General features: G+C 64.7%; 13 protein-coding genes. 9 read left to right on the top strand and 4 right to left on the bottom strand.

What is annotated here, in order from left to right; translation table 11 throughout:
* The first annotated feature begins 13 nt into the window (after positions 1–13).
* The 4 genes from KG104_RS10135 to KG104_RS10120 all read left to right on the top strand — a co-directional run bounded on the left by KG104_RS10135 (position 14) and on the right by KG104_RS10120 (position 4,601).
* The gene (locus KG104_RS10135) at positions 14–865 is read left to right on the top strand and encodes an enoyl-CoA hydratase/isomerase family protein (protein ID WP_207346941.1); all 852 of its coding nucleotides are present in this window, start codon (positions 14–16) and stop codon (positions 863–865) included.
* Positions 862–2,574, top strand: coding sequence for an AMP-binding protein (locus tag KG104_RS10130; RefSeq protein ID WP_207346940.1), 1,713 nt, complete (start codon positions 862–864; stop codon positions 2,572–2,574). The genes KG104_RS10135 and KG104_RS10130 overlap by 4 nt, the downstream gene beginning before the upstream one ends.
* Positions 2,571–3,110, top strand: a complete 540-nt coding sequence (locus tag KG104_RS10125; RefSeq protein WP_237688577.1) for a MarR family winged helix-turn-helix transcriptional regulator — start codon at positions 2,571–2,573, stop codon at positions 3,108–3,110. The genes KG104_RS10130 and KG104_RS10125 overlap by 4 nt, the downstream gene beginning before the upstream one ends.
* Before the next feature lie 63 nt (positions 3,111–3,173).
* Positions 3,174–4,601: a cryptochrome/photolyase family protein gene (locus KG104_RS10120; RefSeq protein ID WP_372434116.1), complete on the top strand. Its 1,428-nt coding sequence runs from the start codon at positions 3,174–3,176 to the stop codon at positions 4,599–4,601.
* A 41-nt stretch (positions 4,602–4,642) separates the two neighbouring features.
* Here KG104_RS10120 and KG104_RS10115 read toward each other — a convergent pair whose 3' ends face one another.
* The 4 genes from KG104_RS10115 to KG104_RS10100 all read right to left on the bottom strand — a co-directional run bounded on the left by KG104_RS10115 (position 4,643) and on the right by KG104_RS10100 (position 7,386).
* Positions 4,643–5,197, bottom strand: a complete 555-nt coding sequence (locus KG104_RS10115) for a hypothetical protein (protein WP_104054136.1) — start codon at positions 5,195–5,197, stop codon at positions 4,643–4,645.
* A 157-nt stretch (positions 5,198–5,354) separates the two neighbouring features.
* Positions 5,355–5,666 (bottom strand): putative quinol monooxygenase, encoded by a 312-nt coding sequence (locus KG104_RS10110; RefSeq protein ID WP_104054137.1) that lies wholly within the window; start codon positions 5,664–5,666, stop codon positions 5,355–5,357.
* Positions 5,663–6,328 (bottom strand): SDR family oxidoreductase, encoded by a 666-nt coding sequence (locus KG104_RS10105; protein WP_207346939.1) that lies wholly within the window; start codon positions 6,326–6,328, stop codon positions 5,663–5,665. Before KG104_RS10105 ends, KG104_RS10110 begins: the two co-directional genes overlap by 4 nt.
* Positions 6,329–6,492: 164 nt before the next feature.
* A complete protein-coding gene (locus tag KG104_RS10100; RefSeq protein ID WP_207346938.1) occupies positions 6,493–7,386 on the bottom strand; it encodes an arginase family protein in 894 nt (297 codons plus the stop codon).
* Positions 7,387–7,503: 117 nt separating this feature from the next.
* Here KG104_RS10100 and KG104_RS10095 point away from each other — a divergent pair, with 117 nt between their 5' ends.
* The 5 genes from KG104_RS10095 (at position 7,504) to lpdA (ending at position 13,983) form a co-directional block, all read left to right on the top strand.
* On the top strand, positions 7,504–9,141 hold the full coding sequence (locus KG104_RS10095) for an ABC-F family ATP-binding cassette domain-containing protein (RefSeq protein WP_207346937.1): 1,638 nt from the start codon (positions 7,504–7,506) through the stop codon (positions 9,139–9,141).
* 190 nt (positions 9,142–9,331) lie between these two features.
* On the top strand, positions 9,332–9,556 hold the full coding sequence (locus KG104_RS10090) for a hypothetical protein (RefSeq protein ID WP_207346936.1): 225 nt from the start codon (positions 9,332–9,334) through the stop codon (positions 9,554–9,556).
* An 80-nt stretch (positions 9,557–9,636) separates the two neighbouring features.
* Positions 9,637–10,809 (top strand): N(5)-(carboxyethyl)ornithine synthase, encoded by a 1,173-nt coding sequence (locus KG104_RS10085; RefSeq protein WP_207346935.1) that lies wholly within the window; start codon positions 9,637–9,639, stop codon positions 10,807–10,809.
* 167 nt (positions 10,810–10,976) lie between these two features.
* Complete coding sequence (locus KG104_RS10080) at positions 10,977–12,494, top strand: carboxylesterase/lipase family protein (RefSeq protein WP_207346934.1); 1,518 nt, start codon at positions 10,977–10,979, stop codon at positions 12,492–12,494.
* 88 nt (positions 12,495–12,582) lie between these two features.
* Complete coding sequence (lpdA, locus tag KG104_RS10075) at positions 12,583–13,983, top strand: dihydrolipoyl dehydrogenase (RefSeq protein ID WP_104161158.1); 1,401 nt, start codon at positions 12,583–12,585, stop codon at positions 13,981–13,983.
* The last annotated feature ends 51 nt before the right edge of the window (positions 13,984–14,034 follow it).

Here is a 14,034-nt window from a genome sequence, read left to right as displayed (position 1 = left end):
GGCTGGGAACTCCATGAGCAAAGGCACCCTGCAGGTCACTATGGACGGTCCGGTGGCCACGGTCAGCATGTCCAATCCGGGCCGCCGCAACGCCCTGACCTCGCGCATGTGGCGGCAGTTCGCCGGCTTGCTCGCCCCGCTGGCGGAGGATCCCGCCGTCAAGACGGTGATTATTCGCGGCGGCGGAGAAGATTTCTCTGCCGGTGCGGATATTTCCGATCTGAAGGCCATCCTGCACAATCCGGACAATGGACTGCACGACGGCGGTGATGTCACGGCGGGGGAGGAGGCCATTGCCGCGTTCCCCAAGCCGGTCATTGCCGCCGTGGACGGCTATTGCCTGGGCGGAGCCTGGCAGGTGGCCGGAGCGTGCGATTTCCGGCTGGCCTCGGACCGGGCCGTTTTTGGCATCACGCCGGCCAAGATCGGCATTGTCTATCCGCTCTCCGGGATCCAGCGGCTGGTCCGGCTGGCCGGTCCCGGCGCCGCCAAATACCTGTTGTTCAGCGGCGACTTTGTCCCGGCCGAACAGGCGCTGCGGCTGGGCCTGGTGGAGCGGGTTATTCCGCAGGCCGATTTTTGGACCGACGTCGCCTCCTTTGCGCACCGTCTGGCCGGCCGATCCCAGCTCTCCCTGCAGGCGATGAAGGAACTGGTGGACATTATCGCGGTCCCCGGCAGCCGGAACGCGCTGGAGGAGGCCAGCAACCGCTGGCAGGAGCACATGGCGGCGGCACCGGATCCGGTCATTGGTGTCCGCGCCTTCCTGGCCAAGGAAGAGCCGGTGTTCACCTGGACCGGTCCGGGCCACGCCTCATCAACTATCACAGCCGGCACCCCCAAAGACGAGGAAGAAGCACGATGAACCAGAACAGCGCCACCACTACGTTCCGTACCGCGCGCGACGAGCTGCTGGCCTTGTCCGGCAGCTATGAAAAGGCCGTGGAATCCTTTTCCTGGCCGCGGCTGGAGGGGCCGTTCAACTGGGCTGTGGACTGGTTCGACGCCATGGCCCGCGGCAACGCCGCCTGTGCCCTGTGGATTGTGGAAGAGGACGGATCGGAGCAGAAGTACACCTTCGATGACATGGTTCGCCGCTCCGACCAGGTAGCCGCCTGGCTCTCGGCCCAGGGTGTCGAGCAGGGCGACCCCGTGATGCTGATGCTGGGCAACCAGGTGGAGCTGTGGGAGACCATGCTCGCGGCCATGAAGCTGGGTGCCGTCATCATGCCAACGGCCTCCGCTGCCGGAAGCACGGACCTCGCGGACCGGATCAGCCGCGGAGGAGCGCGCTGGGTGATCGCGAATGCGGGCGATGCAGCGAAGTTCGACGACGTGCCCGGGTCCTACAAGAGAATCCTGGTGGGCGGAGGGGACGCCGCGCCGCTGCACAGCGGATGGCTGGACTACGCGCAGGCCTACGCTGCGGAGCCGGTGCCGCTGGAAACTGTCACCGATGCCGCGGATCCGCTGCTGTTCTACTTCACCTCCGGCACCACCAGCCGGCCGAAGCTGGTGGAGCACACCCAGGTGTCCTATCCGGTGGGGCATCTGTCCACCATGTACTTTCTGGGATTGCAGCCGGGGGACGTGCACCTGAACATCAGCTCCCCGGGCTGGGCCAAGCACGCCTGGAGCAGTTTCTTTGCCCCGTGGAACGCCGAGGCCACGATCTTCATCTACAACTACGCACGGTTCCGTCCGGCGGCGCTGCTGGAACAGATGCACCGGGCCGGAGTGACGAGCCTGTGTGCGCCGCCTACGGTTTGGCGGATGATGATTCAATCCAGCCTCGGGGAACGTCCGGAACACCTGCGTGAACTCATCGGTGCCGGCGAGCCGCTGAACCCGGAGGTGATTTCCAAAGTGCAGTCGGCCTGGGGGCTTTCCATCCGGGACGGGTTCGGCCAAACCGAAACCACCGCCCTGGTGGGAAACACTCCGGGAGCCGAGCTGCACCCGGGCTCCATGGGCCGTCCGCTGCCCGGCGTTCCGGTGGTCCTCATCGATCCCGCAACGGGCCGGGCGGCAGACGAGGGTGAAATCTGCCTGGACCTTGCCGGTACCCCGTTGAACCTCATGACCGGTTACCGGGGCGACCCTGAACGCACCCAAGCAGCCATGGAGGGCGGCTATTTCCATACCGGAGACATGGCGGTCCGGAACCCGGAGGGCTACATCACCTATGTAGGGCGTACCGACGACGTGTTCAAAGCCTCCGATTACAAGATCAGCCCGTTTGAACTCGAAAGCGTCCTGATTGAGCATCCTGCGGTGGCCGAGGCCGCCGTCGTTCCGGCCCCCGACGAACTGCGCCTGGCGGTGCCGAAGGCTTACGTTGCGCTCGCCGACGGATGGGAGCCGAACCGGGACACAGCTTTGGCGATCCTTGGGTATGCCCGCGAACATTTGGCTCCGTACCTGCGGGTCCGGCGGCTGGAATTCCATGAGCTGCCCAAAACCATGTCCGGAAAGATCCGACGGGTTCAGCTGCGCGCCCTGGAGAACGACGGCGGCACCGTGCGGACCGGGATCGAGTACCGGGATGACGAGTTCCCGGAGCTGCGCGGGTGACACCGAAACCTCTGGTCCAGGACCCCATAGCCGAGGCCCGGCGACACTGGGAGGAACACGGGTGGAGTGACGCCGCCACCGGCATGGCGGCAGTGACTGCTGTCATGCGCACTTCCCAGATCCTGCTGACCCGGGTTGAAAGTGTCCTCAAGCCTTTTGGGCTGTCCTTCTCCCGCTTCGAATTGCTGGCGCTCCTGAGTTTCACTGCCACCGGAGCGCTGCCGATGGCGAAGGCAGGGGCAAGACTGCAGGTGCATCCGACGTCGGTCACCAATGCCGTGGACCGCTTGGAGCAGGCGGGGCTGGCTGCACGGAGGCCGCATCCGTCCGACGGGCGGACCGTGCTGGTGGAAATCACTCCTACCGGCAGGGAACTTGTGCCCAGGGCCGCTTCGGCGCTGAACCAGGAGGTGTTTTCCCGTCCGGGGTTCGGCCAGGAGGACCTGACAGCACTGACGGAGATCCTGACCCGGTTCCGGCGCCAGGCAGGAGATTTCGATGAGTCCGCAGGCGAGGGCCAAACGGCAGTTCCGTAATGGCCGGGGCCATTCGGCCCGGGCCACGGGTAGTGTCGTGTTATCCAACGAAAGGACCTGCCCGTGGTCTCTATCGCCTGGCTCCGCGACGACCTGCGCACAGCGGACAACCCGGCGCTGCTGGCCGCAGCCCATGGCGGCGGCGCGGCAGCCCTCTATGTTCTGGATGAGGAGTCACCGGGCATCCGTCCGCTGGGTGCCGCCGCGAAGTGGTGGCTGCACCACGCACTAAAGACGCTGCGGGAAGACCTTGAGGCCCTGGGCATTCCGCTGGTGCTGCTGCGGGGCCCGGCGGGCAGAGTTGTTCCCGCGTTCGTACAGGAGGCTGGTGCGGAGCGGATCTTCTGGAACCGGCGCTACGGCGGGCCGGAGCGGGAGGTGGACACCGCGGTCAAGGAGCGGGCCGCCGGTGCGGATGTGCAGGCGGAGAGCTTCCAGGCGTCGCTGCTGCACGAACCCTGGACCGTGCGGACGGGCGGCGGCGGACCCTACCGGGTCTTCACCCCGTTCTGGCGGACCGTCTCCGCAATGGATTTCCGGGCACCCCTCTCGGCGCCGGAGAGAGCCGCTGCTCCGCCAGCCGGCATCCCTGCCGGCGAGAACCTGGCGGACTGGAACCTGCTGCCGCTGCATCCGGACTGGGCTACAGGACTGGCGGAAGCCTGGACCCCCGGTGAGGAAGCCGGCCTGTCCGCCCTCAGCGACTTCCTGGCCGGCCCGGTGCAGGAATACGACGACGGCCGCGACCGCCCGGCGAAGCCCGGAACCAGCAGGCTTTCCCCGTACCTGCGGTGGGGGCATGTGAGTCCGTTCCAGGTCTGGCACGAACTGTCGCGCGTCCGCGGGAACGGACCCGGCCCCGATGTGTTCGGCACCGAGATCGGCTGGCGCGAGTTCTGCTGGCACCAGCTCTTCCACAACCCGGATCTGGCCACCAAAAACCTGCGGCCCGCCTTCGACGGGTTTCCCTGGGAACATCCGGAGGGCTCCGGACCGCAGACCCCGGCGATCCTGCGCGGGAAGGGTGTGCCGGCGCCGTCGGAGTCCCGGCCGGATGAATTGGATGCCCTCGATGCCCTTGACGCGTGGAAGGCCGGCAGAACAGGGATTCCACTGGTCGACGCCGGCCAGCGGCAGCTGTGGAGCATGGGCTGGATGCACAACCGGGTGCGCATGGTGGCTGCCAGCTTCCTGATCAAGAACCTGGGCATCCATTGGCGGGTGGGCGAGGAATGGTTCTGGGAGACACTGGTGGACGCAGACCCGGCGAGCAATCCCGCCAACTGGCAGTGGGTCGCAGGCTCCGGCGCGGACGCAGCTCCGTTCTTCCGGATCTTCAATCCGCAAACGCAGGCGAAGCGCTTTGATCCTGACGGCGCCTACATCGCCCGCTGGGTGCCTGACGCACTGACACCCGCCTATCCCGAGCCGCTCGTGGACCTTAAAGAGTCCCGCCGGCACGCACTCGAGGCGTACGAGAGCATTCGCTGAGCGGCTGCACAGCGGGCGGGATCTCAGATGTCAGCGCGTTCTCAGCTGTCAGCGCGCGGGCCCTCGGCGGCGTAGCAGGCCCACTCGGCGAGGGAGGCTTGTATCACCATGTACCTGTCGTCGAAAGTATCAGCGCGGTAGTCGTCGGAGAGATTGTGATCCAGGGCTACTCGGAAAGCTGCGGCATAGTCGGCGGTGGGGCCGATCACGAAGCTGCGGTCGGGGCCGCTGCGGACGACTGCCCAGCGGGTGTCCGGTGCGGCCGCGGCCGCTGCGGCAGTGTCGTAGTAGTCCACAGCCAAGCCGAAGTGCCCGTCCCACTCAACTTCCTGCAGTGACACTTCGCCCGGCGGCTGCTCTTCCTCAATGGCAGGCCGCCAGTCCACGACGCTCCGTTCGTCGTCGAGCACCAGCGTGAGGCGGGGCCGGGCGGGAAGATCGGAGCTGACAGGCACTGCGAGGGCCAGGGACCGGGGCCGGATGTTGTCCGGCTGGGTGCGAAACGTTCCGGCGGCGGTGTGCAGGAGATAGGTCGTTGCGCCGTGCTCCGAAGGCTCGCCGTAGTCAATGCGGCGCAGTGTGGTGGTGAGGTCCAATGGCTCCTAACTTTCATACGAATCCGGGCTTCTTCTACCAATTTTACCGGGCCGGGCGCGGACTGAAAGAAGGTGTTGATCACACAGGGATGCCAAAGAGGCCCCGAAATACCCCAGAGCAGGGGTTTTCGGGGCCTCTGAATACTCGGCTGTAAGCCTAAACCTGGCCCTGGCCGGGAGTGCCGGCCGGATGGGGCTGAAGGATCTGGACATCCATGTCCTGCGCCATCTTGCCCTCAAGGGCAGCGGTCAGGGCCTGGAAGGCAGGGCTTGTCGAGTGGGCCTGCAGATCTTCGGGGCTGGCCCACTTTTCGATCATGACCAGGCGGTCGGGTCCCTCGTTGAGGCTGTAGACCTCGCAGCCGGCATCCTCGGCGTGGACGCGTGCGATCACGTCTTCCAAAGTCGCAATCACGTCATCCCGAAACTCAGGCTTCGGCACCATCGTGGCAACTACAACAAGACTCATGAGTTTTGCTCCTTCAAAGCGTCAAGGGCGGCGTCGACCGGAACCGAACCGTTGTTGAATTCGATAGTCTGCCCGATGGTGGCGGGACGGTCCAGCACGGCAGCGGCGACCAGCGCCACATCCTCGCGGGAGACCTGGGTGCCCTCGACGCCGGGACCGGTTTCGATCTTTCCCGTGCCCGGATCCAGGGTCAGGGCGCTCGGTCCGAGAATGGTCCAATCCAGTCCGCTGCCGCGAAGGTATTCATCGGCCGCAGCCTTGGCATCGGCATAGGCATAGAACCCGTCATCTTCGGGAACACCGTGATCGGGTCCGGCGCCGAAGTAGGACACCATGACGTAGCGCGAAACACCGGCAGCCTTGGCTGCGTCCATGGAGCGGATGGCGGCGTCGCGGTCCACAGCATAGGTGCGTTCAGCCGTTCCGCCGCCTGCGCCGGCAGACCACACCACGGCGTCCTGGCCGGCGAGCTTCTGCGCAATTTCGTCAGTGGAGAGATTCTCGACATCGGCGACGACGGCGGTGGCTCCGGTGGCTTCGACGTCGGCCGTGTGATCGGGATTTCGGAACAGCGAGGTGACCTGGTGGCCGTTGGCGCTCAGGTCCCTGGCGAGATGCAGGGCAACCTTGCCGTGGCCTCCGATGATGGCAATGCGTGACATGGTGAGTCCTTTCATGGGGATCAGTGTCGGTGCCCACCATAAGCACGCTGATGGTTCTCATGCATAGTTGTTCCGCTATGCGCGGAGCCTTCCGGGAACAGCGGTGAGGCGGGAATAAAACGGCGCGGTAGCGATGCGCAGCGCCGGCCGCAGTTGATGTCCCGTCAGACCGGAAGATCCCGCAGCAGGCCGCCGAGCCGCACCAGTTCCATCGGAATATGCTCGGTCAGGCTGAGCCCGACAATATCCGCCACTGCGGCGGCGTCGGAAACCAGGCTCACGAGCTCGGACATCCGCATCCCGTCAGTGTCCTGGCCCACCGAACCGGTGAAGTCACGGCGGTCAATGACATCCAGGTCAATGTGGATGGCCAACTGCTGTGCGCCGGTTCCGGCAATCCATTCGAGCACCTGGCGGTTGTCGCGGGGAGTGCTCGTAATGCCAACAGTTTGGATGCCCAGGCGTTCCTTAACCGCAATGCCCTCGCTGTCCCAGTGCCGAAGGCCGACCTGCAGAATGTTTGCCGGCGGTATCAGCGCCGGCAGTTCAGCGATAATTCCGGCATCTCCCTCACCCGCCAGGGTCGCCAGCGCCATGGAACGGAATCCGGTGTAGGAATCGCCCGGGACTCCGGTATCGGAATGGGCATCGATCCACAGCACCGCAAGGCTGTCACCGTAAACGGAGGCCAAGTGGCTGAAGGGAGCCACACTGACCGAACACTCGCCGCCGAAGGTCACCACCGACGTCGGTTCCGCGTCGCGCAGAATCTTCAGTGCCTCCATCAGCTGGCGGACCACTGCGTCGCGCGCGTAGATGCCGTCGACTGTTGCCAGCGCCTCGTCGGTGGTGTCCGTGCTGACGGGCACATATGCAGTGGCCCCGTCATGGTCCGGAGCCATCAGCTCCAGGAGGGCCGGACCAAGGTTGAAGGACAACTGGGTGTCGTGCGCGTCCACCCCCGGATGCAACTGGTGGGTGGCGGGCCCGGAGGCGCCCTGCCACTGCGGAAAGATCAGGCGCAATGCGCCGGGACCGGTGGGAGAGGTCGAGTTCATGGGCCAAACTTACGCCGGACCGGTGCCCCGGATAAGGGTACGGCGACGGGTGGGCAGGCAACACGGCAAATTTCACCGCCGAAAAACCGGCGGCCGCAAACAAAATAGGATGGAGGTATGACTGCAACACTCGTAGCCCGGGATCTGTCCGGCGGCTACGCACACCGCACCCTTTTCTCGCATCTGAATCTGACTGTCGCGCCGGGCGACGTCGTGGGCGTGGTGGGTTCCAACGGCGCCGGAAAATCCACCCTCCTTCGCCTGCTTGCCGGTGCAGCGGAACCCCTGGCCGGCAGCGTGTCCACTGCTCCCGCCGACGCCTTTATCGGCTGGCTGCCCCAGGAGCACGAGCGCGTGGAAGGTGAGACCGTGGCCGGTTACATTGCGCGCCGCACCGGTGCAGCGGCAGCCACGGAAGCGATGGAAGCCACGGCTGAGGGCCTCGGATCCGGAGCCAAAGGGGCCGACGACGCCTACGCCGTCGCGCTGGACCATTGGCTGGCCAGCGGTGCCGCGGACCTCGAGGACCGGATTCCCGCTGTTCTGGCCGAGCTGGGACTGGACGTGGGCGCAGAGGCGCTGATGACATCGCTGTCCGGCGGTCAGGCGGCCCGGGTGGCGCTCGCTGCCCTGTTGCTGAGCAGGTTCGACATTGTGCTGCTGGATGAGCCCACCAATGACCTGGACCTGGCCGGGCTGGCACGGCTGGAGGAGTTTGTTCAGGGTTTGCGCGGGGGCGTGGTCCTCGTCTCGCATGACCGGGAATTCCTTGCACGCTGCGTGACCACGGTGGTGGAACTCGACCTGGCGCAGAACAAGGTGGCTGTGTACGACGGCGGGTACGACGCCTTTTTGGAGGAGCGGAGCGTTGCACGCCGGCATGCCCGCGAGGCGTATGAGGAATTCGCTGACAAGAAAGCGGATTTGGTATCGCGTGCCCGCACGACCCGGGAATGGAGTTCCCAGGGTGTCCGCAATGCCATGAAGAAATCTCCGGACAATGACAAGATCCGGCGCCGGGCGTCGATGGAATCCTCCGAAAAGCAGGCACAGAAAGTGCGGCAGATGGAATCCCGGATTGCGCGACTGGATGAGGTGGAGGAACCGCGGAAGGAATGGCAGCTGCAGTTCACCATCGGTTCAGCTCCGAGGTCCAGCTCCGTCGTCGCAACCTTGAACAACGCGGTGGTGCAGCGCGGATCATTCACGCTGGGACCGGTTTCGGTCCAGATCAATGCCGGGGAGCGGATCGGCATCACCGGTCCCAACGGCGCCGGAAAGTCCACCCTGCTGGCGCTGCTGCTGGGACGCCTGGAACCTACCGACGGCAGTTCATCGCTGGGGTCGTCAGTGGCCGTGGGGGAGATTGACCAGGCCCGGGGGCAGCTGGACCATGCAATGGCGCTGGGAGACGCTTTTGAGGCGGCCGTTCCGGAAATGAACAGCGCCGAGGTCCGCACCCTGCTGGCCAAGTTTGGGCTCAAGGCCGATCAGGTGACCAGCCGGGTGGACTCCCTGTCCCCGGGTGAGCGGACCCGGGCGTCGCTGGCGCTGCTGCAGGCGCGCGGGGTGAACCTGCTGGTGCTCGACGAGCCGACCAACCACTTGGATCTGCCGGCCATCGAGCAGCTGGAAGAGGCCTTGGAGAGTTACGAGGGAGCCCTGCTGCTGGTGTCCCATGACCGGCGGATGCTGGAAAATGTCCGGCTCGATGCCCGCTGGAATGTGGGCGGAGGTTCCGTCACTATTCAGTGAGGATGTCCTGAGTTCCGGCGCACTGCCGGAATGTGGTAATAATTACCGACAGTTTGTTTCTTGCCTGCCCTTCATTGAATGCGCTGCATTGGATGCGGCTTAATTGCGTGGTCTCGGTTTTTAGTCTCGGTCTTTTTGGGGGAGTAGTTATCATGGCTTCACTGCAGCAACTGCGTGGAAGGACCGACCGGTGAAGGGCCTGCGCGTCATGGACGTGCCCGTCCTGCTGAGTGTTTGGATCCTGTGCGTCACGACCGACTGGTCAACCGGCACCAAAGCCGCCCTCAACGTAGCTGCGGTGGCCCTTTTGTGCCTGAAGGAGATTCTGGTGCATCGCCGGTTGCAGCGCGTTGCCGCCGCCACGGTGCAGCCGGCTACGGTGCGTTCGCGCGAACTGGCCTTCGCCGCCGCCTAGCTGTGTACCGCTGGCTACTGCGGTGCAGGGAGTAGTCTCAGTAGCCCCGGCACCTCGCCGGGTGAAACTTGGGAGTACGCATGAGCAGCACATTCACGGACAGCTCGCTGAGGACCCTGGGGGTCATTGCGACCTCACGCAAGACCGATGAACGGCGCCTTCCGCTGCATCCGCGCCATCTGGAACGGATCGACGCCGATCTGCGGGCCCGGATCATCCTTGAACAGGGCTACGGTGAGCGGTTTGGCGTCGGTGATGATCAGCTGGCTCCCCTTGTGGGCGGGATGGCTCCGCGCGGTGAGGTCATAGCCGCGTCGGATGTGGTCCTGCTGCCCAAGCCGCAGGCGCAGGACCTGCGCGAACTTTCCGACGGTCAGGTGCTGTGGGGCTGGCCTCACTGTGTCCAGGACAGCGTCATCACCCAGCTGGCCGTGGACAAGTCGCTGACCCTCATTGCCTTTGAAGCCATGAATCACTGGAACTCGGACGGCGGATTCGGACTCCACGTATTCCACAAGAACAATGAGCTGGCCGGTTACAGCTCGGTTCTGCACGCGCTGGAGCTTGCCGGGTCAACGGGCGACTACGGCCGGCGGCTCAGCGCCGCGGTCATCGGTTTCGGCGCCACTGCCCGCGGCGCCGTCACCGCCCTGAATGCATTGGGAATCCACGACGTTCAGGTGCTCACGAACCGGGACACCGCCGCCGTCGGCTCGCCCATCCACTCCGCGCGGATCTCACGCTTTGAGCGCGACGCCGACCTGCCCCACCTCAGCCACGTCATTACCGACGACGGCCGCGAACCGCTGGCGCCGTACCTCGCCGGGTTCGATCTGGTGGTCAACTGCACCCTGCAGGACCCCAACGCCCCCCTGACCTATCTGCAGGAAGACGACCTGGCTGCTTTTGCCCCGGGCAGCATGATCATTGATGTTTCCTGCGACGAAGGCATGGGCTTCTCCTGGGCCAAGCCCACCAGCTTTGCCGATCCCGTCTTCGAGGTGGGCAATGCCGTCCGGTACTACGCCGTAGATCACAGTCCGTCCCACCTGTGGGACTCGGCGACGTGGGAAATCAGCGAGGCAGTGCTTCCTTTCCTCCGCACGGTAATGTCCGGGCCTGACGCCTGGGATGAGGAGTCGAGCGTGCGGCGTGCGATTGAAATTCGGAATGGGCGGATCCTGAATCCGGCGGTCCTGGCATTCCAAGGCCGTTCGGCGGAGTATCCCCACGGGGTGCTGCCCACGGTATGACCCGGGACCCGGTGCCAAAACCGGGTCCGGCCGGCGGTTTCATCACGGGCCGCAGACGAGTTGACGGTGATCGAAGCTCCGATGAGGCTCGTGTCTAGGACACGCGCGCCGTCGGGGTCTATGGTTCTAGGGCCGCACCGTGACCGCCGACCGGAATCGAGCAGCTCATGACCACTGACCTTAAATCCCTGCTGATTCCTACGGACAACGGCCTGGTCCGAGGAATTGTGGCCAACGGAGTGCGGACCTGGCGCGGCATCCCCTATGCTGCGCCGCCGGTGGGAGAGCTGCGGCTGAGGTCACCGCAGCGGGCGGCCGGGTGGAACGGGGTCTTGGACGGCAGCGCCTTCGGGGCAGCGCCGCCGCAGTCCCGGAACCCGTCCCTGACCGGCTCCAGAAGGCGGGCACCGATGGACGAGGACTGCCTGACACTCAACATCTCGGCGCCCCTGGAACCGGCCGCGGACCAACTTCCCGTGCTGGTGTACTTTTACGGCGGCGCCTTCAGCTCCGGGTCCTCCACCGTAAAAACCTACCGCGGTTCCCATCTGGTCCGGACTGGCGAAGCGCTCTACGTATCTCTGAACTACCGGATCGGCGCCCTGGGCTTCACGGATTTCAGCTCCTTCTCGACCGCCCAACGGACGTTCGACTCAAACCTCGGTCTGCGGGACCAGGTGGCTGCGCTGGAATGGGTTCGGGACAATATCGCGAACTTTGGCGGCGATCCGGGAAATGTGACCATCTTCGGCGAATCCGCCGGCGGCATCTCGGTGACGTCGCTCATGTGCATTCCGGCCGCCCGAGGACTGTTCCACAAGGCCTACGCCCAGAGCCCGGCGCCCTCCAGCGCGTACTCCCCGGAGCTCCACGCCTCCTGGGCACGGGATTTGCTGAAGATCCTCAAGGTGCCCCTGTCTGACGCCGCCGAAGCCCTGACCGTCCTACCGGCCGCCGCCCTGGTACAGGCAACCAACCGGCTGACGTCCAAAATAGGCCCGGCCGACAAGCCGGGATCGCTGAGTGTGTCACCGGTGATTGACGGGGAATTCCTGCCGGAACATCCCTTTGACGCCTTCATGAAGGGCAAATCTGCTCCGGTGCCGCTTGTACTGGGAACGATGGCGCAGGAAGGGGCACTGTTCGCCAAAGTGGTGGACATCCTTCCTTCAACTCCGGACCGCATCGAAAAGATGTTCGCGGGCACCGACCCGGCGGCGCAGTCGCGCGTGCTGGCCGCTTATCCGGGTTATCCGTCCAAACAGCGGTCGGTGGAAATCAGCGGTGACCTCGTCTTTTGGTATCCGTCCACTGTGGTGGCCGAGTCCCACTCCCTGGTGGCTCCAACCTGGTCTTACCGGTATGACTTCGCCACGCCAATGATGAACCTGCTGGGTTTCGGTGCGACCCACGCCATGGACGTGCCCGTGATGTTCGGTGAAACCGGTGAGCCCATCACCCGTGCATTGTCCCTCCTTGGAGGGGCCTCGGCCCTGAAAAAGCTATCGGCACGGTTCCAGGGAACCCTGCTGAGCCTGGCGAAGACGGGCGATCCGGGGCCGGACTGGCCGCCCTACGAGCCTGTGGAGCGGCAGACCCGGATCTTCGACCGTGAAGACCGGATTGAATCCGATCCCTTTCCGGAGCGTCGCCGTGCCTGGGCAGGCTACCGGGGGTATTTGTGATGGAGTCCGCAGACTCCCTGTGGGAGTCTTAACCCAGCTTTAGTCCCATCCTCAATCCACCGCAGTGTGCATAAGGAGAGTTGGCAGCATGAGTGAACATTACGACGTCGTTATCCTGGGAGCCGGTCCTGGCGGTTATGTGGCGGCGATCCGTGCCGCCCAACTGGGCCTGAGCGTGGCAGTGGTGGAGGAGAAGTACTGGGGCGGCGTTTGCCTGAACGTGGGATGCATTCCCTCCAAGGCGCTGCTTCGCAATGCCGAACTGGCCCAGATCTTCACGAACCAGGCGAAAACATTCGGCATGAGCGGCGACGTCAGCTTCGATTTCGGTGCTGCGTTCGACCGCAGCCGGCAGGTGGCGGACGGGCGGGTCAAGGGTGTCCACTTCCTGATGAAGAAGAACAAGATCACCGAATATGACGGGCACGGGGTGTTCACCGATGACCACACCGTGGAGGTCTCCCTGTCCAAGGGCGGCTCCGAGACCATTACCTTCGACAATGCCATCATTGCCACCGGAACCTATGTGCGCCTGCTGCCCGGCGTCGAGCTCTCGGACAACGTGGTGACGTACGAGGCGCAGATCATGGACCGGGACCTGCCGAAAAAGATGGTGATTGTCGGCGCCGGCGCCATCGGCATGGAGTTTGGCTATGTGCTGCGCAGCTACGGGGTGGACGTCACGATCATCGAGTTCCTGGACCGGGCGCTGCCCAACGAGGATGCAGACGTGTCCAAGGAAATCACCAAGCAGTACAAGAAACTGGGGATACCGATCCTGACCTCCACCAAGGTGGAAACGGTGACCGACAACGGTTCCTCGGTGACCGTGACCTACAAGGACAAGAACGGCAAGGACGGATCCATCGAAGCGGACCGGGTGATGCTCTCCATCGGGTTTGCGCCGCGGACGGAGGGTTACGGCCTGGAAAAGACCGGTGTGCAGCTTACCGACCGCGGGGCCATCGCCATTGACGAATTCATGCGGACCAACGTTGCGCACATTTACGCCATCGGCGATGTGACAGCCAAGCTGCAGCTGGCCCACGTGGCCGAGGCCATGGGGGTGGTGGCGGCGGAAACCATCGGCAAAGCGGAAACCATGCCGCTGGGGGATTACCGCATGATGCCCCGGGCCACGTTCTGCCAGCCGCAGGTGGCCAGCTTCGGACTCACCGAGCAGCAGGCACGCGATGAGGGCCATGACGTGGTGGTGAGCACCTTCCCGTTCACGGCCAACGGCAAGGCCCACGGTCTGGGCGAGCCGGTCGGCTTCGTGAAACTGGTGGCGGACAAAGAGCATCTCGAGCTGCTTGGCGGACACCTGATCGGACCGGATGTGTCCGAGCTTCTGCCCGAACTGACACTGGCGCAGAAATGGGACCTGACCGCTTATGAGCTGGCGCGGAATGTGCACACACACCCCACGCTGAGCGAGGCACTGCAGGAGGCGTTCCACGGCCTGACCGGGCACATGATCAACTTTTGACGCAGTGCAAAGAGCCGCTGGATCCCGGCCGGGATGAGGGTGGCGGGTTCA

Source organism: Arthrobacter sunyaminii, from assembly GCF_018866305.1.
Lineage (GTDB): Bacteria > Actinomycetota > Actinomycetes > Actinomycetales > Micrococcaceae > Arthrobacter_B > Arthrobacter_B sunyaminii.
The sequence above is the reverse complement of the archived record's forward strand: the minus strand, read 5'-3'. Positions and strand labels throughout refer to the sequence as shown.